Source organism: Pseudoalteromonas sp. OOF1S-7 (assembly GCF_022347765.1).
Lineage (GTDB): Bacteria > Pseudomonadota > Gammaproteobacteria > Enterobacterales > Alteromonadaceae > Pseudoalteromonas.
This window is the reverse complement of sequence record NZ_JAKRFZ010000006.1, coordinates 45006-70807: the sequence shown is the minus strand read 5'-3', so window position 1 is coordinate 70807 and position 25802 is coordinate 45006. Positions and strand designations below refer to the sequence as shown.

19 protein-coding genes are annotated in these 25802 nt (G+C 46.6%); 4 read left to right on the top strand and 15 right to left on the bottom strand.

Annotation, left to right across the window (positions count from 1 at the left end):
• Positions 1-14: 14 nt before the first annotated feature.
• The 11 genes from MHN33_RS10895 to MHN33_RS10845 all read right to left on the bottom strand — a co-directional run bounded on the left by MHN33_RS10895 (position 15) and on the right by MHN33_RS10845 (position 15914).
• Positions 15-2702: a TonB-dependent receptor plug domain-containing protein gene (locus MHN33_RS10895; RefSeq protein ID WP_239397957.1), complete on the bottom strand. Its 2688-nt coding sequence runs from the start codon at positions 2700-2702 to the stop codon at positions 15-17.
• 90 nt (positions 2703-2792) lie between these two features.
• Positions 2793-4517: a hypothetical protein gene (locus MHN33_RS10890; RefSeq protein ID WP_239397956.1), complete on the bottom strand. Its 1725-nt coding sequence runs from the start codon at positions 4515-4517 to the stop codon at positions 2793-2795.
• A 168-nt stretch (positions 4518-4685) separates the two neighbouring features.
• Positions 4686-5990 (bottom strand): tetratricopeptide repeat protein, encoded by a 1305-nt coding sequence (locus tag MHN33_RS10885; protein ID WP_239397955.1) that lies wholly within the window; start codon positions 5988-5990, stop codon positions 4686-4688.
• A gap of 17 nt (positions 5991-6007) precedes the next feature.
• Positions 6008-6613, bottom strand: a complete 606-nt coding sequence (locus tag MHN33_RS10880; protein ID WP_046005184.1) for an energy transducer TonB — start codon at positions 6611-6613, stop codon at positions 6008-6010.
• A 9-nt stretch (positions 6614-6622) separates the two neighbouring features.
• Positions 6623-7033 (bottom strand): biopolymer transporter ExbD, encoded by a 411-nt coding sequence (locus tag MHN33_RS10875; protein WP_010381303.1) that lies wholly within the window; start codon positions 7031-7033, stop codon positions 6623-6625.
• A gap of 21 nt (positions 7034-7054) precedes the next feature.
• The gene (locus tag MHN33_RS10870) at positions 7055-7582 is read right to left on the bottom strand and encodes a MotA/TolQ/ExbB proton channel family protein (protein ID WP_010381299.1); all 528 of its coding nucleotides are present in this window, start codon (positions 7580-7582) and stop codon (positions 7055-7057) included.
• Between the two features lie 2 nt (positions 7583-7584).
• Positions 7585-8955 (bottom strand): MotA/TolQ/ExbB proton channel family protein, encoded by a 1371-nt coding sequence (locus MHN33_RS10865; RefSeq protein WP_239397954.1) that lies wholly within the window; start codon positions 8953-8955, stop codon positions 7585-7587.
• Between the two features lie 10 nt (positions 8956-8965).
• Positions 8966-9718: a DUF3450 domain-containing protein gene (locus tag MHN33_RS10860; RefSeq protein WP_125718053.1), complete on the bottom strand. Its 753-nt coding sequence runs from the start codon at positions 9716-9718 to the stop codon at positions 8966-8968.
• 188 nt (positions 9719-9906) lie between these two features.
• A complete protein-coding gene (locus MHN33_RS10855; RefSeq protein ID WP_239397953.1) occupies positions 9907-11796 on the bottom strand; it encodes a methyl-accepting chemotaxis protein in 1890 nt (629 codons plus the stop codon).
• 307 nt (positions 11797-12103) lie between these two features.
• Positions 12104-14455, bottom strand: a complete 2352-nt coding sequence (locus MHN33_RS10850) for a GH92 family glycosyl hydrolase (protein WP_275442779.1) — start codon at positions 14453-14455, stop codon at positions 12104-12106.
• 187 nt (positions 14456-14642) lie between these two features.
• Complete coding sequence (locus tag MHN33_RS10845; protein ID WP_239397952.1) at positions 14643-15914, bottom strand: sugar MFS transporter; 1272 nt, start codon at positions 15912-15914, stop codon at positions 14643-14645.
• A gap of 170 nt (positions 15915-16084) precedes the next feature.
• On the opposite strand from MHN33_RS10845, the gene MHN33_RS10840 reads away from it, so the two are divergent.
• Together MHN33_RS10840 and MHN33_RS10835 are read left to right on the top strand one after the other, a co-directional pair.
• Entirely contained in the window at positions 16085-17278 is a 1194-nt protein-coding gene (locus MHN33_RS10840) for an AGE family epimerase/isomerase (protein WP_239397951.1), read from the top strand.
• Positions 17275-18219 carry a carbohydrate kinase gene (locus tag MHN33_RS10835; protein ID WP_239397950.1) on the top strand — a complete coding sequence of 315 codons (945 nt, stop codon included), beginning with the start codon at positions 17275-17277 and terminating at the stop codon, positions 18217-18219. Before MHN33_RS10840 ends, MHN33_RS10835 begins: the two co-directional genes overlap by 4 nt.
• A gap of 59 nt (positions 18220-18278) precedes the next feature.
• On the opposite strand, the gene MHN33_RS10830 is transcribed toward MHN33_RS10835, so the two are convergent.
• On the bottom strand, positions 18279-18545 hold the full coding sequence (locus MHN33_RS10830; protein WP_239397949.1) for a hypothetical protein: 267 nt from the start codon (positions 18543-18545) through the stop codon (positions 18279-18281).
• 134 nt (positions 18546-18679) lie between these two features.
• On the opposite strand from MHN33_RS10830, the gene MHN33_RS10825 reads away from it, so the two are divergent.
• Positions 18680-19765, top strand: coding sequence for an MBL fold metallo-hydrolase (locus MHN33_RS10825; protein WP_239397948.1), 1086 nt, complete (start codon positions 18680-18682; stop codon positions 19763-19765).
• Between the two features lie 17 nt (positions 19766-19782).
• Here MHN33_RS10825 and MHN33_RS10820 read toward each other — a convergent pair whose 3' ends face one another.
• The 3 genes from MHN33_RS10820 to MHN33_RS10810 all read right to left on the bottom strand — a co-directional run bounded on the left by MHN33_RS10820 (position 19783) and on the right by MHN33_RS10810 (position 24246).
• Complete coding sequence (locus tag MHN33_RS10820) at positions 19783-20289, bottom strand: YcgN family cysteine cluster protein (RefSeq protein ID WP_239397947.1); 507 nt, start codon at positions 20287-20289, stop codon at positions 19783-19785.
• A gap of 86 nt (positions 20290-20375) precedes the next feature.
• On the bottom strand, positions 20376-22178 hold the full coding sequence (locus MHN33_RS10815; RefSeq protein WP_239397946.1) for a DUF885 domain-containing protein: 1803 nt from the start codon (positions 22176-22178) through the stop codon (positions 20376-20378).
• Between the two features lie 70 nt (positions 22179-22248).
• Positions 22249-24246 carry an ATP-binding protein gene (locus MHN33_RS10810; RefSeq protein ID WP_239397945.1) on the bottom strand — a complete coding sequence of 666 codons (1998 nt, stop codon included), beginning with the start codon at positions 24244-24246 and terminating at the stop codon, positions 22249-22251.
• 300 nt (positions 24247-24546) lie between these two features.
• Between MHN33_RS10810 and MHN33_RS10805 the strand changes: the two genes are divergently transcribed.
• A complete protein-coding gene (locus MHN33_RS10805) occupies positions 24547-25686 on the top strand; it encodes a Na/Pi symporter (protein ID WP_239397944.1) in 1140 nt (379 codons plus the stop codon).
• Positions 25687-25802 lie beyond the last annotated feature (116 nt).

Below are 25802 nucleotides of genomic sequence, written 5' to 3'. Positions count from 1 at the left end.
TTGAGGTGAATTACTTAAAATTCATACTTGTAGCTCAAGCTTACACTGGTGCCCACTTCTTTTTGGCGAACAATATAGTCCGACTGGGTCACTTCCTGTTCTTCATCAAGTAAGTTCTGAACCTTGAACTTCACCTGCGAATTAAAATCCGGATACCAGGTATAAACCAGGTCTAATGAGTGGAATGGCTGTTCAAACGCATCCTCGCGACCACCGATCCCCGAAGCCAGGATCCGCTCGCCAAATACATTATATACAAGAGAGCTACTGTGCTGGCCATCTGCAGAATCGTAGTTAAGCTGTAAGTTAACTACGTACTTAGAGTGCCCCGTCATACGCTTGGTTGGGTTTGTCAGGTTACCCGCTCGCGCCGGGTCAATCTCAACTTCTGAGTCACTCAGTGTGACGTTACCAGAGGTGAAGAAGCCACTGACAACACCCGACAGGTCGTATAACCACTCGGCTTCGACACCGTACACTTCACCGGTTTCGCCATTTACAAATGTGGCTGTATAATCTTCATCGCCAACTTGCAATATCGACTCTATCGGCGCTGTAATATCTTTATAGAAGGCACCAACAGAGAAATTGTCGCCGTTATCCATATAGTATTCAAATCGTGCATCATAATTATTCAGTTCGCTACTCTTGAGTCCCGAGACACCGATTGTCCGAATATCGGTCAATGGATCAAAATATGCGACCGGAACTAATTCACGTAAATCAGGGCGAACAACTGTTTCACCATAACCAAATCGTATCTGATACTTCTCACCGCCGAGATAAGTCATCGACAGTGCGTTAAAGAAATCGTCTTCGTTAACTGTACCAGCAAGGATCCGCTCTTCCGAATAGATAGTGCTGTGCGTGACACGATCAAAAATCAAGCTTGAGGTACCAATCGACACCTGTTTGAAATCTTCATAGCGAATACCGCCACTTAAACGCCAGGTGTTGTTGAAAATAGCGTCAAACTCAAAGTAGCCAGCATCTATTTTCTGTGCTGCGATGTAGTCATCAGCACTTGGAGCCGTTGGTTCATTGAACGCGATCAAAAAATCGTTATTTGAAACAAAGTCATCACTTAAGTAAGAAGTAATAGCATTAATTCCCTCTAAATCGGAATTTACCGGAATTGCTATGTTTGTCTCATTGTGGATTGCAAAACCTGAAGTTGAGTAAACACGTGCGCGATCAACGAAATCATAACCAGCTTTAAAAGTCAGTTCGATGTTCTCGAGATACAATGGTAACGTCAGGTTTCCGCCGTACGACTTAACGTTATCTTCCATTTCAGTATATGAATAGAGGATACGGTTATCGTCGCCCGTCACTATTGAGTTCTGATAAGTTTCAGCGTCATCAAAATTGTCAATGAAGTTATAACTAATATTAGTAGGGATCTTTGTTTCAGCTTTTGACTCTGTATACTGCCAATCGACTCCGATACCCATGTAGTCCATGAATGTGTGTTGGCCGACAACCTGATCGATATCCAAAATACGCTCTTCATAGTTAAAGTCGTAATTGCGATATGCCTGGCCCGTTGCAGCTTTCGTTCTTACTGTACTACCATTAGGACTCTCTGAGGTGGACAGTTCAGATTCCTCCTCAATATCCTCCAGGTAAATTTTTGAATAAGAAACATTGTGCTGCTCATATTTATAGCCCAGATTGAATACACCACTGATACGCTCTGTTTGCGACGTCTCTTTTGAGTCCTTCACCGTCACATAACAAGAATTAGTTGCGTCTTCTGCCGTCTCTAACGTTGTTTTACACCCTTCCTGAAATGACTGATCTAGGACTGCTGTCATTCGTTCCGAATATTTCCAGTCGTTGTCATAAGATGCAGCAGCTAGAAAGCCGATCGTTCCGCCAAGCCAACTTTCATCAAAGCTGTTACCAATGCTCGCTTTTAAATCATAGTTAGGGTCCAGAGACTCTTCCCTGACACGAATATCTCGAGGTAATTCGAGTACCAAAGACTTATTAACTGCAAGTGCCTGGTCTGCGGGAGTCAGATCTCCATCACCGGTAAACCCTTCACGCTCAACAATGCCTCGCAGGGAAAGGTCACCACGATACCGAACTATTGCTGTCTGAACCGCGACAGGAATACCACTGTCACTTCTGTTAAACGTGTATCCATCCTGAGAGTTAAGATTCTGACCAACTCCTACCTCAATATTGGCTACAAATTCGCTCGGAACTGACTTAGTTCGAATGTCTATGTTACCCCCACCAAATGCAGCTGGCATAGAAGGAGAATAGGCTTTTTGAACGGCCAGGCTCTCTATGATGCTCGATGGGAATATGTCCAGAGGAATAACGTTGCGGGTCAGATCCGGGCTAGGTACCGCTGCACCATTTAATCGAGCACTTGAGTAACGCTCACCAAGGCCACGTACGTAGATGAATTTACCATCAACAAGCGTAAGACCCGTTACACGTCGAAGCGCTGATGCGACGTCACTATCACCGGTACGAGAGAGTTGCTCTGCACCAAGGATATCGGCTACGAAAGCCTGATTTTTACGCTCTTCAATTACTGCTGCTGCACTACCCTGCAAACGCGAGCCCACCGCAACAACTTCTTCTATCTCCTGAGCTTCCTCAGCAAAGACCGGCGTCGCAATACCAACCGACAAAGAAGCACTCACTGCCAAAGCTACTTTTCTTAATTTTATCTGCGTATTCATTTGCAATCCTGATAAAACTCGTAAAAAAGGCGCAATCAATGCGCCTACTTCTAAATACTTAATGAATTAGTAACAAGCTAATCGTGTTGATTAGTCTTTATCTGCTAATTCAAGAGCCTCTTGAACCCACTTGTACCACACGCTTGAAGTATCTGTGCTTGAAACAGCACCTACATAGTCAACTTCATCAAAGAAAGTGTCGTTCAGAGATTTCAGGTCGTTTGCTTCAATAGCTTTTAGATCTTCAGACTCTGTATTGGTAGAAAATCCGTCATCTGCAAGCACGTCACCTTTTTTATCAAGAATGATGCTAGCTCCGTCGTTATCCCACCAAGCAGTGTATGCTTCACCCGGGAGGTCTTTGCTGGACTCTGTGAAATTCGCTACACAAGCCAACGCTGAGCTGTGGAAGTTCAGGTTGTTGTCAACTGCATTTTGCGCTGCATCACTGTCTTTAAAGTGAAGACAAGCTGTACCATTAGTAGCGTTATCTTCTTTAATGAACAATGTGTTGTAGTAATGACCACGGATAGCATCGTCAAATGTTGCAGCCTGAGAAGGGTCGTTGTCACGGATTGACCTACCGTCTGTGGTAACAACCGTTACATTTGCAATTGTTGGATTCGATGGAGATACATCATCGTACTCCGGGCCAGACTCTTTTTCTCCATCGGTTTCAAAGCCATTGTTACCCATGAAACCATCAGTGCCGGCTTTAATAGTCTGGATGATCTTGTTTCCATCATCATCTTTGACAGTGTAGTTCACATCTTTTTTGGTTTTAATAGTGCCGTGTTTAATATAGATGAACTGTGCCTTACCCTGCCAACCAGCGTCGATATCAATAGAGTCGTCTTGCGTATCAGTTACGACAATATTCTTGATGTTTGCAGCGCCACCGAAGAACTCAATACCATCATCAAAACCCTGATGAATGTGAAGGAACTCAAAGCTAGAACCAGAACCTACTGCGTTCAATGTCAGTGAGTTAAGGTCGTTACCGATACCACCTTCACGTGGACCAGAGCCAGCATAAAATATTTTAGCGTATTTGATTGTACCACTGTCGTCTGCATTGTTAGTGCCACCGAAATGGCTCACAATACCTTCTGCTGGAACATTACATAAATTGTCAGCACGAGCAGCATTAGAACATTGGTTGGTTAATCCCTTACCGTTGATCATGATACCGCCCCAGTCAGCAAACTGAGGACCTGTGCCAGTGATGTCAAATTCGTCAATGTCGTTTGCTGATGTAAACGTAATAGGCGCCTCAGCCGTACCTTCAGCCATAATTTTAGCGCTACGAGATATGCGAATGATCGCTTCACCTGAAGCAAATGCCATAGTGGCACCAGGTTTTACTGTTAGAGTAGGACCAGTCTCTGGCACTGCACAACCTGTACTAGTGTCACAGTTTTCACCAATTAACAGTGCGCCAGCGAATACGTGTGCGCCACCATTTGGTAATGCATCAAATGTAATGTTTTCTTTGATTTCTAATGCTTTACTTGCGAATGAAGTATCATAGTAACAATGCTTGTCGTTACGGAAGTCACCCTGAACTTCTACGCCAGCAACGGTACGATTTACACATGGGTTAGTAACAACTGGCTCTTTATCGCCATCAGTATTACCACCATTATCACCACCGGAATTATCGCCTGTGCCATTATTAGTAGTTGTTGTTGTATTATTTGAATCTGTAACGCTTGTATCATTAACTGTAGGTGTTACTTCGATGTCACCGCCACAACCAGCTAGTACAAGTGCAGATGTAACAAGGCTTACTTTGAATAACCCAGTAAGTTTCATTTTATTCTCCGTTGTGTATTTAAATGAGCTGGCGTTATCATATAAAGTCTATATTTCATTTGTGTGTCTGTTTATTTTCAGAAAAATGAAAGTATCCATTGTAGGTAAAATATTTTTACTGGAATAAAAAAACCGCCCGAAGGCGGCTTTGGTGTTGCGATTATAAAATCATAACAAAGCTTGCTTTAACGTTTCAGCATGAACTTTTTCTCGTTTTACATATTTAATCCATTGCTTGGCAAGGTTAGCCGATTTTTTGTGCTTTTCAGCCTGTTCAAATGCGAGTATAGAAGCGTCGAAATTTTTAAGGTTATACTGCGCCATACCGAGTGCTACATAGGCATTGGATTCGAAGCTAAGCTCTCCCTTGTCAAGTGCTGCTCGCGCAGCGTCGGCAGCTTCGTCAAACTTTTCCAGGTTAATATAGACTTCCGCTATACGCTGTAAGTAGTTACCATGGTCAACTGCTTTGTCTGCTTTGGCAAAGTAGTCAATCGACTTGCTTTCGTCTTTGGACTGGACATAAGCCTCCGCAATAAAGGCATAATTTTTTGCATTGCCTTCGACAACCCCATTCTTGATGCCTTCATCCAGAGCAACCGCCGCCTTATAAGGTAAACCATTAAACAGGTAAACCTGAGCCAGCTGAATAACGTCGCTACGTTTCTTAATAAAGCCGCGCTGTTTGGCTGTTTCGAGCAAAGCCAATTGCTTTTTCTCTTTGCCCAGCTCACCGAACATACCCGCTAATTGAACCCAGTATTCTGGCTTATCAAACAGCTTAACCATTTTTTCCAGTACGTCAGCAACCTTTTTAGGTTGATTCATTGAGTAGTATAATGCCCTTTGCAGAACCAGCCAGCTCTCCTTTGGAACATTACCTTCACTTTCTGTTAATGATATCGCTATATTGATATTTTCGACAGCCGATTGATAGTTTTTATCCTGATATAAAGCTTGTGCTTTTAATACGTAATAATTACTTTTAATTGGCTGAGTATTAATTTCCTTCCACCTTTCCAGATAATCGACAGTAGCCCTATAATCACCATTGGCCATGGCCAATTGCGCCAGACTAAAAGTCGTGGATAATCGCAGTGACTCTGGAATAGCCTCTTCAGCAACCACTTGCTCAAATGAAGCGATGGCTTTATCAAGCTGGTTTTCGTTGTAATAGATAAACCCATAGAAATTGTGCATCATGGCAATTTCGTAAGAGTTCATACTACCCGAACGTTCTTTAATGGAGTCCAGCACCTCAAGGCCACCTTTGACGTCGCCTTCGTCGGCCAGCTTTTGTGCACGTGCCAGCTGGCTGTATACTTTTTCGCGCAGTGCAGGCACACGCTTTGTTTTGGTTTCTGCATGTGCAACCGCCAGGTCAACACCCGGTAACACCGAGACCATACTTGGCGCTATCAGGCCGGCGCAACTAAGTGCACTTGCCAACAAGACTTTTTTAAATACTTTCATAATCGCACCTTTGTCTGTTAGCCATTGATCTGGAATGAGATCTTGTTCTGAACACCGGCTACTTCTACCGCTTCACCGTTCACAACACGTGGCTTGTACTTAAATTTCAAAGCCGCATCCATTGCCGCACGCTCAAAAATATTCTCCGGCTCAGCTTTCACGACAACCGGATCTCTTACCGTGCCTTGTTTCGTCACTATGAACTCAACGATCACGTATCCTTCGATACCGCGTGACAGCGCACGCCTGGGATAGACTGGCGCAACCTTAACGATTGGTAGATATTCACCATCACTGGATTCGAGTGCCAGTCCTCCGGCAAGGTCTACATCAGCTGCAACGTCTGCGCTAAAGTTAAAGTCAGCGCCTGCTGCATCGAGGTTATTACTTTGCATCTGAGGCGCATCCATAGGTGGAGGCGGCTCTTTTGGCGTTGGTGGTTTTTGTGGCTTGCGTTCTTTTTTCTGAACTGTTTCTTCTTTTTTCAGGCGAACAAAGTCAAGTACATTGCCTTTGACGGGCTCTTCCATTTTGCCTTCGCCGCCTGTGATCAGTGCTTGCATACCGAGAAACAAGAAAAAAGTCACAATACCTGCAATAACGAGTGCTAGTAAGTAACGCATTTTCTAATCCTATGATTCCTGTGCTGCAATCGATACATCAAACGCGCCTGCAGCACGCGATGCATCCATTACCTTGATTAAGGTATCTGTAGTTGCTTTTTTATCCGCCTGAATAACCACGCTGCCCTGTGGATTTTCCGCTTTCAGACGCTCGATGTTGGCCTGTACAGCGCGGATATCAACCTGGCGTTTGTTGATCCAAATCTCGCCTTTATCTGAAATGGCAACCAGGATATTGGCGCGCTGCTTTTTCACAGCTGTCGCCGCCTCCGGGCGGTTTACATCTATGCCCGCTTCTTTGACGAAAGACGCGGTAACGATAAAGAAGATCAGCATGATAAATACAACGTCCAGCATCGGCGTCATGTTAATTTCTTCGGCTTCTTCTTCCTGAAAAACCTTTGCTAGTGGAGCTCTCATTTTGTTTCCTCAAATTCTTTTCTAGTGGTCAAGCAACAGCTTGTCTTCCAGCAATTCTACTTCGCGCTTCGCTTTGCGTTGCAAAAAGGTCGAGGCAAACACCCCGGACAGCGCGCCAACCATACCAGCCATAGTAGGAATGGTTGCCTTGGATACACCGGCTGCCATCGAGCGGGCACTGCCGGAGCCTGTGATTGCCATGACATTAAAGACTTCAATCATGCCGGTCACAGTGCCGAGCAAACCCAGTAAGGGGCACAGGGCAACCATGACATTGATATAAGGTAAGTTACTGTTAAGCTGAATACCGGCTCGTGAGATCATGGCCTGGCGGATCTGCTCTGCATTCCAGCTGTTTCTTTCCTCTCGGCTGCTCCAGCTGTTCAGCAGATCTTTGCGATACGTTCTGAACTTGCCGAACACAAACATAAAGCGCTCGAGGATCAACAACCACATCAGAAATGTGACCAGTCCGATGACCAGGAGAACCTGGCCACCTGTATCTAGGAACTCACGTAGCGCATTAATTGCATCTACTAAAAGAACCACAATTACGCTCCTTTCTCGCTGCGTTCAGCGATGATGCCGGCGCTTTGCTCTTGCAGAATAAGCAGCAAGTTACGAGAGCGTGTGTTAAGCAGGGTGTATAGGAACACGGTTGGGATAGCAACCACCAGACCCAGCACTGTCGTAACAAGTGCAGTAGAAATACCACCTGCCATGAGTTTCGGGTCACCTGTACCAAACAGTGTAATTGCCTGGAAGGTATTGATCATACCGGTTACCGTACCCAGTAGACCAAGCAACGGGGCAACTACTGAAATAATCTTAATCAGGGTCAGGTTACGGGTAATTTTCGGCATCTCACGCAGAATTGCTTCACTTAACTTAAGCTCAAGTGTGTCATACGCTACATTCGGGTGTTGCTCTTTAACTTTCATAACACGACCCAGCGGGTTGTCTTCACGTGCAACAGAGTCTTTTAGCTGGCGATTGATCTTAGCACCCATAATCATCAGAGATATAAAGCGCTCGATGGCAATTAACAGTGCAAGCAAACCTACGCCCAGGATGACATAACCGACAGCACCGCCCTGCTCGACCTGCTCTTTGGTGTTTGGCGCCTGAACCAGCAGACCCAGAATTGAGCCGCCAGTTGGGTCAAGTGCAAAGTCGACAATACCTGATTGCGCAGACTGAAGGTCAGCTGCACTTTGTGTGAAGCGTGCAGTAGGCTGACGCGTCAACTCAGACAATGTGTTAGTTTCTGGGTTGTAAGACAGGTATTTTCCATCAGCAATCAGGTTAAATGCACCAACACGCAGTACTTCTTTTTGCTCTTTGGCACCACCGGCGACAATCACATCTGAGGTATAGCGAGAGACTTTACCCTGCTCGGTCATTTCGCGCTGTAACTCAACCCAGACTTTTTCAATGTCTTCTATTGACGCAAGCTTGGTGCTTGAGCCCATGCGCTGTGCCATATCATCCATAAACGCGCTGCGGTTTGGGATTTCGGCAGAGACCACTGACGTGCGGAATTTGTTGCTTGAGTCTCCCGCAACCTGCTGCAGAACACCAAACAACTCTTTGAGTGAACCCATGCGTTTAGACAGCGTATCGCTCAGGTTACCCAGCTTGATTTCGTTTTCTTCAAACTGTGTTTCAAGGCGCTCTGAGCGGTTTAGCTCACCGTCACGGTTTGCGGTCAGTTCGCGCAGCATGCGAACCTGTTCGCTCTGTTGTGCCTTAAACTGCGCTTCGCGTTGGGCGTTTTGCGCGTTCTGGGCTGTCTGACCTTGTTCAAGTTGCTTTAACAGGGTATCCAGGTCCATCGCTTGCTCGGCTGCAAATGCGGAGCTCGACAACGCCAGTGTCGCTGCCATAACCGTTTTTAGGCTGAAAGATTTAAAAAAGTTCATTGTATACCTCTTATTCTGCAGCCTGAATTGGCAGAGTTAACATATCCGGGGCAAGTTGCTTACGGGCAATACGGATACCCTTGTTGATTTGACTGATGTTGGTGTCTGGCAATGCAGTGAAAGACTTGCTCTCTTTGTTCCAGCTACCCGCTTTACTGCCATCTTTGGTTACGTAAAGTAGTTCAAGACGTCCGATACGTAGCATATCGACTTCGCGCTCCTGACCGTCCACGGTGAGCAGTGTTGAGTAAGCTTCGATAGTGCGACCGTATTCAACCTCTACCTGGTACGCTTCTAAAACGCGGCGGAATTTTTCACTGGAAGACACATCAGCGCGGTCCATCATGGCCTGTAGCTTTGCGATACGCTCGGCGCGTTCATTTTTAAGAAATGGCACATCGAGGGCAACGAATTGCTCAAGACCGGTGATCATGCGCATCATCAGCGGCGTAATTTGACGCTCGATAACCGATACCTGATCCATCGACGCATTGATAGCAGCCATTTCTTCTAATTGATTTTTGATCTGCTTATCCAGCTGGCTGTTGTAAACAACCAGGCCATCGATTTCTTTATTCAGGGTTCTGAACTTTTGCAGCCGTGACTGCATATCGTCTGCAATTGAGTTGATTTTGTTTTGAGATTGCAAAGCGGACTGATTAATTGCCGAACTTGAATCAATGACCTTATCCAGATCGTTTGCCTGAGCATTAGCCGCTACTGCGACCATACCTGCTAATAGCAAGTGGTTAACGCACTTCATCGCATACACCTTTTAATATTTGCTTGTTGCTATATTGGAATTGCGTGCAGTCTAATGTGCCTAAATGACATCCATGTTGCGCTAAAAATACATTTAGGTTACAGCTGTCATATATGATTCATGAAGGGAATTTATTTAGTCTTGTGCAATAAATGAAAAAGGCTGCATGAGCGCAGCCTTAGAGAGGGTTAGACCTTAAACTTGGCGAGCATATTTTCAAGTTCATCAAATTGCAATTTTAGTGTCTGGCATTCTTCCAGTGTTTTTGTCAGGCTGTCACTGCCCTCAACACACAAATCGCTGATCCCATGAATGTCACTGTCGAGCGACTGGATCACCGCATTTTGCTCCTGTGTTGCACTGGCCACGGCGTGGTTTACACCATCAATAGAGTCGATTGCATGCGTCACTTCCTGCATTTTAGTACCGGCGGACTGAGCCTGCTGAGCACTGTTACTGGAATCATCGATGCTCGACTTCATCACCGCTACGGCCGACGCAGATCCCTGCTGCAACTCGCCAATGGTGTTTTCAATTTCCTGAGTCGACTCTTGTGTCCGCTGAGCAAGCTGTCTGACCTCATCGGCGACCACGGCGAACCCGCGCCCGGCTTCACCGGCGCGCGCAGCTTCAATTGCCGCGTTTAGCGCCAGCAGGTTAGTCTGCTCACTGACCCCTTTAATGACTTCAAGTACCTGTCCGATACTGGAGGTCAATTTATCCAGGCCATCAATTGTCGACTGGGCTTCCTGCATCTTGGCACTGAGAGAGCCTATCTCTTCGATATTGGCGTTGAGTGCAACCTGACCCTGACTGGATAAACTGTTTGCTTCCGTCGCTAATTCCGAGGCATGTTTAGCATTATTTGAAATTTCAACCGCGCTGGATGACAGTTCATTGATGGCCGTAGCAACACTGTCTGTACGTTTGGTTTGTTCGGTATAGATGTCCAGTGCGCCCTGTGTCTGCGATTGCAGCCCGGCCATCACTTGCTCAAGCGCCAGCGTGGTTTCCTTGACCTTAGAGATACTTTGATGAATTTTGTCTACAAACAGGTTGAAGTAATTAGACAGCTCACCAAACTCGTCATTGTTTTCAACTTCCAGTCTGCGGGTCAAATCACCTTCTCCCTGAGCTATGTCTTTAATTGCTTCGTTTAAGTGAACCATTGGCCGCATCAGGTATTTCAGTAACAGCTGTAACATCACTACAATCACCACAACGCCCACGAGCATGTAGATAAGTGCCATATTGCGAAATGAGGCCACTGAGCTGTATGCAATCTCTTTGTCGATCACTACCCCGAGGTACCAGTCGACATTTTTAATACCGCGCATTTTAACAAAAGAAACCAGTTTTTCTTTGCCATCTATGGTCAGATCAGCGAATGACTCAGACAGCGGCAGTTTGGTGCCGAACAGATCCGCCATAGGTTTATCGTTTAGCTGCGTATTCGGGTGGCTCAGGATCCGACCTTCTGCATCCAATAAAAAGCCATAACCGTAACCCAGAAAATCAATTTCGTTGACTATGTCTGTAATGGTCGCCATGTCTATGTCGCCCCCAGCAACGCCCGAGAAGCGACCATTGCGCATAATAGGAACTACTGCGGTGATGGTCAGTTCGTTACTGGTGACATCAATATAAGGTGTTGTGAACGCGGTGTCGCGTTTTCGCTCAGCCAGTTTATACCAGGGCCTTTGGGTGGCATCAAAATCACTGGGCAATACTACGCTGGTATCGTTCAGTACAAACTGGCCATCGGGTGTGCCAATAAAGGTATTTTTGAAATGCCCTGCCTCATGGGCCGTTTGTACTCGACGCAGAATATCCGCCGTCGAGTCGTTAGCACGATGGCCGCTGGCAACAGAGCTGACAATATCCAGCCTGTCGTTTAGCCAGTTGGCTATATTCTGCGATACCGACTCAGAGATTTCCTGCAATACCAGGGTCAGTTGAGCCTGAGTTTGCGAGCGCATCAGAATAAAGTTATTCACGGTAAAAAGGGAAAGCACGATCACCAGCACCAATGAAGCGGCCAGTGTTATTTTAGTTGTAAATTTGAGCGCACTAAACATGGGGATCCTGTCTTAATTCTGCTAATACAAATTTGTTTTACCAAATCTTAACGAGTTTGTCTTACCTTATCGGCGAAACTTTTGCGGTCTTAAGTCAATTATACACTTGTTTTCACAATTTATTTTTTAACTGAATAGTTATTGGACAAGTGTCAACGCTAAAAATGAAAAAAGGCGGGACTTATCCCACCTTTGATTAACACAATGATCACCGCAAGTTGTATCGACCTCAGTCTAACAACATTGACCGATACTGAAGGACAACACAGCCTGGCCGTTTGCTTGATGAAATTGTAATCGGGTCATGCTACTGATACTTGGATAAAGCCGGAGGCCTTGCTTTAAAGGCTTTACCCCAATTCATATTTGGTTTATCGCCCATAACATACCTCAGCTCCCCGCCCGACATAATGTCGTCATGAGTCAGATAACTGCGCTCAAGGACCTTGCCATTCAAAGTAACCGATTGGATATATTTGTTTGCATCGCTCAAACCAACCGCAGTGGTTGTAAACTGCTTACCATTTGCCAATTTCAACGTAACCTTGGGTGTTTGTGGCGCACCAATGGCATAGGCCAGGTCACCAGGAGCTACCGGATAAAAACCCATTGCTGAGAAGATATACCAGGCAGACATTTGCCCTACGTCGTCATTACCTGCCAGACCGTCGGGTTTATCTGAGCTTAAGGTATCCATAATCTGGCGAATACGTTGCTGGGTTTTCCACGGTTTACCGGCGTAGTTATACAAATACGCAATATGATGACTGGGTTCATTACCATGGGCATAGTTACCTATCAAACCGGCGATGTCTTCGTGCTCTTTGATCATGTCATGGGATAAAGGCGTATCAAACAAGTCATCGAGACGCTGGGTGAATGCCTCGTCTCCGCCCATTAAGGTAATGAGGCCGGCGACATCTTGCGGGACATAAAAGCTGTATTGCATGGCATTGCCTTCGGTGAACGGCCCCATGTATTTGGCCTTAAACGGGTTAAAGTCCGGATCCCAGCGTCCCTGGCTGTCACGACCGCGCATAAAGCCACTTTGCGGGTCAAAGACATTCTTATAACTCATTGCACGGGCATAATACTGTTTTGCCAGCTCACTTTTACCCATCGCTTCAAACATTCTGGCAATGGCAAAATCATCGTACGCATATTCAAGCGTGATAGACACTGACTCTGGTAACACATCCATTGGCACATAACCGAACTGCTTATATTCAGGGATCGCATCGTACACCGGGTTATTGGCCGTATTAATGATGGCTTCTACAGCCAGGTCAAGGTCGTAATCTCGGATCCCTTTGAGATAGGCATCAGCTATCACAGAAACGGCGTGATAGCCTATCATGGTCCAGGTCTCGTGCGCATGGAACGACCAGATAGGTAACATCTTTTCGTAGCTTTGCTGATAGTGCACCAACATGGACTGGATCATGCCCGAGACTCTGTCGGGGTCGATATAGGTCAGTAACGGATGTAGCGCGCGGTAAGTGTCCCACAGCGAGTACAGGGTATAATGCTCAAAGCCTTTACCATCGTGAATTTCACCATCGACACCGCGATATTGTCCATTGACGTCCTGATATAAACTGGGTGCCTGCAAGGCATGATACAGCGCGGTGTAGAACTGACGCTTTTCGGAGCGAGTCCCTTCTACATCCACTTTATCCAAGTAGGATGCCCACTGAGAACTGGCCGCTTCGCGCACCTTGTTAAAATCCCAGTGCGGTATTTCCGCGTGCAGGTTTTCCAACGCATTGCTGCGGCTAACGGCAGACAAGGCAACCTTCACTTGGAGGGGCTTATTTTCGACATTGGCAAAACTGGCAACAAACTTTATCGCCTTACCGGCACTCATTTTTACGGCTTTGTTTTCTATGGTGGAGTGCTTTTCCTTGCCCAAACAGCCCATGCAGCGATAGCGCATATTATCTTCGTTGATAAAACGGTAGCTATCAATTGGCTGCGAAAACTCAATGGCAAAATACATTTGACGATTACGTGCCCAGCCATTGGTTGCCCTGTAGGCAAGCAACGTAGTGTCGTTGATCTTGCGGATATCACTCCAGATAACTTTGTTTTCAAAGTTGTAAATCGCGCTGGTCAGGTCAAACAGCACATGACCTTCGCCACCATTTTTAAATGTATACTGATGCATACCTGCACGCGGACTGGCTGTGAGCTCGGCCTTAATATTGTAATCTTGTAGCTCTACTCCATAGTAGCCAGCTTCGGCCCATTCCTGATCGTGCGAAAATCGCGAGCGATAGCCAGAGTCGGGATCTTTTGCCGTGCCCGGATCGGTTTTAACTTCCCCGCTGATGGGCATGATCAGTAGATCGCCAAGATCAGAGTGTCCGGTACCGGAAAAGTGTGTATGAGAAAAACCGACTATGGTGGTATCGTCATAATGATAACCTGCACAGCGCTTATAGATTTCTGGTTGTGGTGATACACCGCGCATGGGGTTATCGGTATCCGGGCTCAGCTGAACCATGCCAAAGGGTACCACAGCCCCCGGGAAGGTGTGGCCGTCACCGCCAGTGCCTATAAATGGGTCTACCCACTGAGTGTTTGACGCGTTAGCCTCCCCCAGCGACGAGACTGATATCATAGTAGCCAGGGTTGCTACCGATATGATGCGATACATGCACCTCTCCTCTATACCTATTGCAATTATTTGGACCGTTCCAATTCATTCTATAGTACACCGCAAATGAATACGTATTCAATAGCAACAGGATGAGAAATAGTGAGCGAGATACAAAGGAACAAGGTTAATGGAGTTAACCGGACATAAAAAAGCCGGCGCTGAGGCCGGCTCGATAAAAGCGCGTTTAGCTATCGACTTTTTGCTGCCACTGCTTGTACAGAGACACCACATTCAGTCCATACCAGGCGATAAAGACATAACAGACCATAGGGACAATGAAGCTAATCTGGATCCCGGCACTGTCTGCAACCAGACCCTGTCCCAGCGGTACCAGTGCACCTCCCACAATTGCCAGACATAACCAGCCTGACCCTTTACTGGTTAAAGAGCCCAGTCCTTCAATAGCGATTGAGAAAATGGTCGGGAACATGATTGAATTGAACAGGCCTACAGCAAGTACCGCGAACATAGCCAGTTTGCCGTCTGTCGACATCGTCAGAAGCAACAGTGCAATAATGGCAATGGCATTGAACATCAGTGCTTTTGAAGGGGCAATCTTTTGTAGTGCCGCAGATCCAATAAACCGCCCTACCATAGCACCACCCCAGTAATAAGAAATATACTTGGCTGCGGTATGCTCTTCCATACCAGCAATCGATGGCTCGGCAAAATAATTAACCAGGAAGCTGCCAATCGCAACTTCTGCGCCTACATAACAAAAGATAGCCGCAACACCCATCACCAGATGCGGAGCTTCGGTCAGCTTGTGACCACGGGCTTTACAATCCCCTTCTTCTGTATGCGCTTCGATGGTCGGCAGCTTTAAAAACGCAAATACAGCGGAAATCAGCAGCAAGGCACCGGCAAGTATCAGATAAGGTACTTTAACGGAGTCTGCTGTTGCGTCAGTTGCCATACTGGCACCGGCACCAAATAACAACATGCCACCCACCGCCGGACCAACGGTCGTACCCAATGAATTGAGTGCCTGCGCCAGATTCAATCGACTTGAGGCAGTTTTCTCTGGACCCAGTGCTGCAACATAGGGGTTTGCAGATACTTGTAGAACCGTAATACCTGACGCCAGTACAAACAACGCGCTCAGGAATATCCAGTACTCATGGACAACCACAGCCGGATAAAACAGCATACATCCTGCTGCTGCCACTACCAGGCCGGTCAGAACACCGTTTTTGTAACCAAAGCGCTTGAGGAATGCGCCGGCAGGTAAAGAAACGATAAAATAGGCGCTGAAAAAACAAAACTGGATCAGCATAGCTTCGGTATAACTGAGGTCAAACACCGCTTTCAGTCGCGGGATCAGTACATCGTTCAGTACAGTAATAAAGCCCCATAAAAAAAACAGGGTGGTCATGGCGGTCAGTGGCAACAAATAGTTGTTGTTTTTTGCATCTCCACTGGCTACATAACTTTGGTTGGTGTTAATTTCGCTCACTTGGATTACTCCGTGTTAAAGGATTCAGTGATTCTACACACTGTTACAGAAAAATCACAAATGTTTTATTGGACCGTTCCAATTTATTTTTGATGATGCTAGAGTAAGATCAAATGCAGGTATTGCCGGGTAAATATGCTCAGGCTAATTAACGACACACTGGATAGGTTATGTCTATAAACTTCAGAAACGATGACTTCTTACTTAATCATATCAACCGTACGATGGGCTTTTACCATCCGTGCTGTGTTGACTCAGGTGGTGGGTTTTTCCACTATTTTCTGGATGACGGCACGATTTACAACCACCATGATCGCCACCTGGTATCAAGTACCCGGTTTGTGTTCAATTATGCAATGGCTTATTTGCAAACCCGTGAGCCTGAATACCTCGAACTGGTTCACCATGGTCTGGACTTTCTTGAGCAAACACACAAACAACCCAATGGTGGCTACGCGTGGGTTATCAGTAAAAACCAGGTTGAAGACAATACCAACCACTGTTACGGCCTTGCGTTCGTCTTACTGGCCAACGCGGTTGCGCTTAAGGCCGGTGTTGATTCAGCGGCTGAGACCATAGAGTCGGTATGGCTTTTACTGGAAGACAAATACTATCAAAGTGAATATCAGCTATACCTGGACGAGTACAATGGTGATTTTAGTATCGCTGACCCTTACCGGGGTCAAAACGCCAATATGCATATGTGCGAAGCATTGCTCATGTGTTTTGAGGCCACGCAGGATAATAAATTCCTTGAACGCGCACATATGCTTGCCTTTACCATGACCGTGCAGCAGGCTGAATTAGCCAACGGCCTTGTCTGGGAGCACTACAGTGATAATTGGCAGATTGACTGGCACTATAACCTGGATAACCCCAAGCACCTGTTTCGGCCCTGGGGCTTTCAACCTGGTCATCAAACTGAGTGGAGTAAGCTGCTGCTGATCCTGTATCGACACAAACCACAAAACTGGATGATTGAACGCGCCCGTTACCTGTTTGATACGGCGCTTGAAACTGCCTGGGATGAGGAGCATGGAGGAATATACTATGGCTTTGCGCCGGATAACAGCATTTGCGACTCAGACAAATACTTCTGGGTTCAGGCCGAGAGTTTTGCCGCTGCGGCGCTGCTGGCACTCACAACGGGTGAAAACCGCTACTGGCAGTGGTATGACAAAATATGGCAGTATTGCTGGGATCATATGATAGATCATGAGCATGGTGCCTGGTACCGCATTTTGGATAAACGAAACCAGGCATACAGCAACGAAAAAAGCCCTGCCGGGAAAACCGATTATCATACAATGGGCGCCTGCTACGAAGTACTCAGAGCCCAGCAACTAGCACAGGAGGCATTATGAGCCTGGTTTGTTTTGGTGAAGCCCTGATAGATTTCCTGTCAGACGGAAAAACGCCTGAATCTTTTACTAAATACGCAGGTGGCGCGCCGGCCAATGTTGCCGTTGCCGCTGCCCGTCAGGGTATTGCAGCGAGTTTTTGCGGTATGGTCGGCGATGACATGTTTGGCCACTTTATAAAACAAGAGTTGCAATCCCATGGGGTTAATTGTGATTACATAAGCTCGACAGACAAAGCCAAAACCGCGCTGGCGTTCGTTTCGTTGGATTCAAACGGCGAACGAAGTTTTAGTTTTTATCGTCCCCCCGCGGCTGATCTGCTATTTCGCTCTGACGACTTTGATCCCAGCATGTTCGATACGCATTCATTGATACATGTATGCAGTAATAGCCTGACCGAAACCAACATCTATAAAACAACCGTCCATGCCTTAACTCAGGCACGCGCTCAGGGCATGAATACCAGCTTTGATATGAACCTGAGAGAAAACCTCTGGACATCCCTGACCCACTGCGCAAAGCGCATTTGGCATGTAATTTCGCTCTCAGACATTGTTAAGCTGTCACACGAGGAACTGGTATTTTTGAACGAGCACAGTCATCCGGGTCAGCCTCAGTCGCATACCCTCGACGCCATCATGGCAGCAAATGTAAAGCTGCTGATCATCACCGATGGTAAGCAAGCTGTTCGCTTTTATGGGCAGACTTATCAGGGCGAGGTGCAAGTACCCGATGTAACCGCGGTAGACACAACCGCTGCGGGAGATGCGTTTGTTGGCGCCTTACTGGCAACCTTTATCCGTTCAGACTTGCCTATCGACACCATATTGGCCGTTCGGGACAGCGTATATCGTGCTATTGAGTACGCCAGCCGCTGCGGCGCGTTTGCCGTAACACGCTATGGCGCGTTTGATTCCTTGCCAAGTTACAAAGACATTGCTTAACAGGCTGTGAGAGCGGGTGCAAGGATGCGCCTTTTCAGCAAGCCCACTTGTAAGGAGAATTAAATATGCGCCAAATATTCAGTGTAAATGTAATAAAATCCGGGCGAACAAATCACCAGACCAAGCAGATAAAGTTTAAAGAAACCATCTCGCTGCGCACTGAGCTGCGACACCACAGACACTGAACTCTCATCCTCCGTCGGTGGCGTTTTAGGAAAATAACAGCGGTAAGCCTTCATTATACCCCAGCCTATTGTAAAGGGGCCCAGGATCAGCAAAAAGAAAAACCCTAAGGCATACCAGGTTTCTGGAGAAACTCTGCTCATCTTGTACTCTCATCAACTAAACAACCAAATTAGTATTGTAGTAACACCTGCTTACATCTAACTATTTGATTTTGTGCTAATCACTTATGCTAAGCTAAGCCTAACACAGTAAAAGAATAAAAAAAGACGCGTTTATGCACAAACCTTATCTCGCCCTGCCTTTCATCATTTGCCTGAGTGCCTGTACCGCCAACCAGGTTGAAGTGACTCAGTCGGACCAGACGGTGGTAAAATACAAAACATCTCAGGGCTACACAGACCGTTTTGCCAATCTCTATAAACAGCCAGAGCGCTACCCTTACACTTGTGAGCAGGACTGTTACCCGCCTACCCCGCTGATTGAATGTCGTGAAAGCATGGAGCAATGCCGTTACACAGGCGAGCGCCCCGAAATCAACACCACACTGGGCTTTAACGTAAAATGGCTTGGCCACGCCAGCTTTTTGCTCACTATGCCTGACGGACAACAAGTGCTGGTTGACCCTGTGAGTCAGCAGTTTGACTGGCCGATTGACCTGGGCTTTAAATGGACCGGCGGCTTTTATCGGACTGAGCCTCTGTGGCCTTCAGATCAGGAGCTCAATAAGCTAACCTCAGTCGTTTATTCGCATATACACTACGACCATTTCAATAAAGCAGATATCGACACCCTAGGCACCGAGCCAACTTATTATACGCCGCTGGGGTTTGCCGACTACTTTGCCAGCGGCGGCTATAAGATCAATGAAATGGCCTGGTATGCCAGCGCACAACAAGACCAGCTTAGCGTGCACTTTGTGCCGGCTCATCATTTCAGCAGCCGGATCGTTGTGCCCTACCTAACAGAAGACAATGACGCAACCTTATGGGGTGGCTGGATATTTGAGTACCAGGGAAAGACCTTATTTTATGCGGGTGATACGGGTTACTCGCCCCACTTCAAAGACATACAACAGAAGTACGGTGATATTGACGTTTGCCTCCTGCCCATAGCCTCTTATCACCACGAGGAGTATGGCAAATGGTATCGCAATGTTCACCTTACACCCGAAGATATGCTGGTGGCTGCCGACGACCTCAACTGTCAGCAAGTGGTCCCCTGGGGGTATGGCAATATGAGTTGGAAAATGGGCGATTTAACGTCACATTCCGCGTTGTTTCGGCTGCTCCATGTTCAACAAACACTGGCACCCCAGCGGCCCATTTACATTCTTAACGAAGGAGAGAGTGTCGCCTTCTGAGTTTAAACAGCCTGGTATTAATCAATATCACGTTCAGGCCAGGTGACAATGTGATCTTCAAAGTCGTTCTCAAGATCGACATCCTGTTCACTGATGGCCTTACCCAGAATACTGATCCCTGCGTCATGCATTGGCTGCTTTGAGCCCTCGTGACGCAACGGATGCCAGCTCGCCAGGCCACGACCTTCGTGTAAGCGGCGATAACTGCAAGATTGTGGCATAAAAAAGATGTCTTTCAGATTGTCTTTGGTGAGCTGCACGCATGATGGCACCAGTGTCTGTCTCTCTGAATATCGGGTACAGGCACAGGTTTTTGCGTCGCTGTATTGGCACACCACGTCGGTATACAACAACTCTTCCCCCTCACGCAGTACGTCGGTGCTACTAAATTGTTCTTCCTCATCTTCGTCTGAATCTATGAAGGAATGCAGGCAACATTTGCCACAGCCGTCACAGATGGCTTCCCACTCCTGTTGGTTCATTTCTTCAAGTGATTTTTCAATCCAAAAAGGAGTTGTGCTCATAACGACAGTCTGCCACATAGATAAGGGGGCGCAGATTGTACTAAAAGAAACAGACCAGCGCAAAGCTGGCCTGTGAACTGGCGAGGTTACATTTGAGATTCGACCCAGCGCTCTATCTTGTCCTGCAACACAGGCATTGGCAAAGCACCGTCAATCAGTACCTGATTATGGAATGCGCGAATATCAAACTTTGCGCCAAGTTTTTGTTCGGCGTATTCTCGCAACTGGCGGATCTTAAACTGGCCCACTTTATAGGATACCGCCTGGCCTGGCCACGCAATATAGCGCTCAACTTCGGCTTCAACATCGCTCTTGGCCATCGACGAATTATCCAGCATAAAGGCAATCGCATGGTCACGCGTCCAGCCTTTGGCATGCAAGCCGGTATCTACGACCAGTCTCATTGCTCTGAGCTGCTCATCTGCCAAACGGCCGTACCATTGATACGGATCGGTGAACAGACCCAGCTCTTTACCCAAACTTTCTGCATATAGCGCCCAGCCCTCAACAAACACGGTCGAGCCGCCAAACTTACGGAAATCAGGCAGGTCGTCAATTTCCTGCTGCAACGCGAGCTGGAAATGGTGCCCGGGCGCGGCCTCGTGGATTGATAGTGTCTCTACGATAAACTTTGGCTGAGCCTTCAGGTTGTGACTATTAATATAGAAAACACCGGGGCGAGAACCATCCGGTGCCGGGCTTTCATACGATGCACCGGCCGCCGATGCCGCACGAAACGCTTCCACAGGTTTGACGATATAATCTGCCTTAGGTTTAATATCGAATAACAAAGGCACGCGTGCATCAATTTTCTTTTTCACTTCTTCGTAGGCCTGGATCAGTTCAGCCTCTGAAGAAAAATAAAATTCCTCGCTGTCACGCAAGTGTTGGAAAAATGCCTGAAGATCACCTTCAAAGCCGACTTGTTCCTTAACATTGCTCATTTCATTGCGAATGCGCTTAACTTCGCTCAGGCCCAGCTGGTGAATTTCTGTTGCGCTCATGTCCAGCGTGGTGTTTTCTTTAATGTAATGCTGATACCAGGCTTCGCCGTTGGGTAATGCACTATAGCCAACCGTGGTTCTGGACGCAGGCAGGTAGGTTGTTTCCAGAAAGTGGACCATGTCTCGGTACGCCGGAACCAAAGTGCGCTCGATGTAATGCTTGTAAGACTGGGTAATTTGACGCTTTTCTTCGCTTGAGAAAGTCTCGGGCAGGTTATTAATGGGGCCCCAGAATATGGAGTCTTCTGCTTTTTCCACGACGTGTGTTTTAAACTGAGGAATGACCTTAACGGTGATCGCACGCGGTAACACCACCTCACGTTCAATGCCCTGCGTCATCATAGTTTGTACAGACTTCAGCCAGGCAACAAAACCGTCTGCGCGTTTCAGAAAGTTGCTGTAATCGTCTACCGTTTTAAAAGGCTGAGCGCTTTCGCCCGAGCCCAGTGAAGCAAAAATATGGTGTGAGCCGTACATCTGATCGATCGGCAAATACTGGCCATCAAACTGCTCAGCCGCTTTACTTTGCAGCAGTTCATAATGAAGAATGTCGTAAGACAGTTTAGCCTGGCCGGATAGCTTACTGCTATCGAGTGCTTCGAGACGCGCCAGGTACCGGTCTGTAAAGGCACGAGACTGCGCGAGGCTGGCCTCTCCAAGTGGCGGCTCAAATTTGTCATTGTACTCAGACATACCGAAAAAGGTCGCAGATAGCGGGCTGAGCGTGATCCCCTCATCGAAGTATGACTGTGCAAGTGCCTTCATCTGCGCGTTGGCATCTGAGCGTTCAACACTTTGCTGCTGCGACTGCGTATTGACAGAAGTCACTTCACATCCTGTCAGTGCCAAACCAACCACGAGCGCTACCAGGGTTTTTCTTATCATGTCTGTAACCTTATTCTTTATCTAAATCGCAGCGCAGTCTGCCAGACATCAAACAGATTACAACTCTTTTCTACGCCAACGCGACATCCACCTCTGAGGTTGGCAGGATAATTTCTATGCATAGTCCGCCCAGTAAACTGTTGTGTGATTCGATTTTACCACCATGACATTCGACTATCTTTTTGCACACAGCCAGTCCCATACCCTTACCACCGCTGAGTGAGCTACGTGACGCTTCTTCGCGAAACAGAGGCTGAAAGAGCTGCCTGTGAGCATCATATGACAACGGCATACCCGAGTCTTCAATACGCAGCACCAGGTGTTGCTGTGTAACCTGCGCACTCATTTTTATATCAACGCCGTCTCCGCCGTATTTCAGGGCATTCTTGACGACCTCCAATATCGCGTTACCGATAGAACGTCTGTCAAACTGCATGGTAAAGTGGGGGTCTAGTCGGTTAATGATTTCGAGCCTGGCTTTTTTCGGGTCCACATAGGTCATACAGGTCTGGAAAGTTTCGTTGATGAAATGCGCGACCTTAATTTCTTCTTTATTCAGAATATTTGCAACGTCTTTGTCTGTGGTAACCAGCATCAGCTGATCAATAAACTTATGTAGCTCGTCAATTTTCGCCATTAACTTGGCGTAGGAATCTTCCACGTTTTCAACAATATTGTACTGTAAAGATTCGACCTGGATCTTCATCACAGTCAGTGGTGTACGCAATTCATGTGACAGATCGGTAAACAGCTGCTCCTCTTTTGCTTTAAGCTGGTTTACCTGCTCGTTTACGACCTGCCTTTCACTCACAACTGTGCGATTAAGCGCATTAACTTGCTGTTCGAGGTGTCGAACTAACTGCCCCTGAAGAGACTTATGCTGTAATGCCAGTGCGACAGTGAATAGCAAGACTTCGATTAGATAACCAATCTTGATAAACGAGGTGATCTGAAACAAATCAATTAGATTGCCATAACTGGCCCCAACTATGGTCAACAAATTCAGAAATACCAGATGATTGACCAAACTATAGGTAAAGGTACGCATTCCAGGGCCTTGTTGCCTAAAACTCCACACACAGGTATAGACAAACAAGGGGATGACAAACGTGCTGGCTAATAAATTAAAATAAACACTTTGCAGATACAACGCCGTAGGCACCAGCAGAATGTACAACCAGGTCGCGCAAACATATAAGGTGTTCAGCGTCGGATGATAGTGCTTTAGTTGTAAAAAACCACGCACAAACAAAAGATGAAATATCGGCACAATGGCCATCAGCGCTATCGAAAACTGGCCGCTGAAAAAGCCGTAATTTGGCCAGAAATACTGAAATGTAAAGCCAGCCATATCGATCACGATAAGCAAAAACAGAAAAGTCCACAGGGCATAGAATACGTTTGTGGTGTTACGGTTAAATGCCAGGTTAACTATAACAATCAGCAAAATAGCGGCCACAACACCAGCAAGGCTGGCATTCGTCAATATACTTAACTGTGAGGTCGACAAGTAATGCGCTGGTGCGTGTAAGCGCAGATTAGCCGGTGCGTTAGCAAATGTCTGGAACTCAACCAGGAACTCACTGTGGCCCTGCCTGATGTTCAGGGGAACATACATTTGAGGATCATGGATAGGCCGTTGTTCGAAGCTGGCACTCGCGTCTTGTGAGTGAATTTGCTTAAAGCGGCCATCCTCAAGCACGTACACGGCAAGTTTGGGCAATCTGGCAAAGCCAAACGACATGACCCAATCAGTCGTATTGCTCCGATTGTCTAGTTTCAGCCAGGCCCATTTCGAGTACAGCGCATGCTGTGGCCTTTTTTTTACTTCGCTCAGCGCAACAAACTGCTGTACATATTTGGAGACATTGCTGACCTCCTTTATTTGCTTATCATAATCGTAAAAAAAGCGGGCATCACGCAATGTGAGCTCGGTGGTACTGTCATCTAAGAGGATGCTTTGCTGCTGAGCTGCCATGGCGGCATGACCCGTTAACAAAAAACACCCCACTAAAAGCAAAAAGATAAAGCGCATGAACAAGACTCGGTAACCATTTGTAACTATCATAGGTCTAAATCGTGTATGAAATGTGGAGTCCAGACGAAATTACGTATCGCCTCCTGAGTAATGTAAACCAATGTAACACTGTTGCGAAGTTCAAAATAGCATTGTTTATTAGAAACTTAAAAAAACTTCTATAAATACTTCACGGTCGAAATGTCACACTGCCTCCTTTAATTTTGAGTACCTGGTTAAACGACAGTCGCATTGAAATATTTCTGTCATATAACTTTGTTTTAATCCGCCCTGAAATAAAAACGTCATCAAAGTGCCACATAAGCTGGCCTGACATAACTGAGTAAAATCATGAGTGAACAAAATCAAACCTCTCTTTTTGCAAAAATCTTAAATTGGACCGCCATCGCATTATTGGTCTACCTCGTACTCGTCGCTGTGGGTACGGTCAGTGGTGGTTTCAAACTGGCTTCTGGTGGCACTGAAGGTGCTAAAGAAATTTTTGCGTTCGCAACTAACCCATTCGTCGCATTAATGCTGGGTGCATTTGCCACCGCTCTGGTTCAGTCTTCTTCTACTGTAACATCAGTTATTGTTGGTCTGGTTGCGGGTGGCCTGCCATTAGGCATCGCGATTCCGATGATCATGGGTGCAAACATTGGTACTACTATCACTAATACGCTGGTATCGATTGGCCATATCCGTGACAAAGAAGAATTCCAGCGTGCTTTTGCTGCATCTACCGTTCATGATTTCTTTAACTTGTTTGCAGTCGCTATTTTCCTGCCACTGGAAATTATGTTTGGCCTGTTGGAAAAATTCTCTGCCGCACTTTCACACCTTTTTGTGGGTGATGCAGACTTATCTCTTAAGAGTTACAACTTCATTAAGCCTCTTGTTAAACCGGCTGTCGGCCTGGTTAAAGATGCAGTCAGCTTCCTTGATGGTAAAGCGGTCGGTATCGCTATGGTTGTTATCGGTATTGCGATGATCCTGTTCGCTGTAACGACACTAGGTAAACTGCTTAAGAAAGCACTGGTCGGTCGTGCTAAAGAATTACTACACAGTGCAATTGGCCGTGGCCCGGTTGCAGGTATCAGCTCAGGTGCGGTTGTGACTGTAATGGTTCAGTCATCGTCTACAACCACCAGCCTGATGATCCCACTGGCAGGCAGCGGAGTATTCAATACACGTCAAATCTATCCATTCACACTAGGTGCAAACATTGGTACTACAATCACAGCACTGCTGGCAGCAACGTCTATCACAGGCCCTAATGCCGAAGTTGCCCTGACGATTGCGCTGGTACACGTCATGTTTAATGTGTTCGCAGTTGCCCTGATTTATGGCTTACCTCTGCTCCGTGAAATTCCGCTACAACTGGCCGAGAAACTGGCACGAATTGGTACACGTAATAAGTCTGCGGCATTCGGATATGTACTGGGTTCTTTCTTTGTACTGCCAGGCTTATTGATGCTTGCTATCAAGTAACAGCGTTTACCTGGCAAGAGTGTTCAGGTACTCATAAAAAGGGCTCATTACAGGGCCCTTTTTTAATAATTTTGACATATTACCCCGGCATAATTGCCCCAGTTTAATTTTTCGGC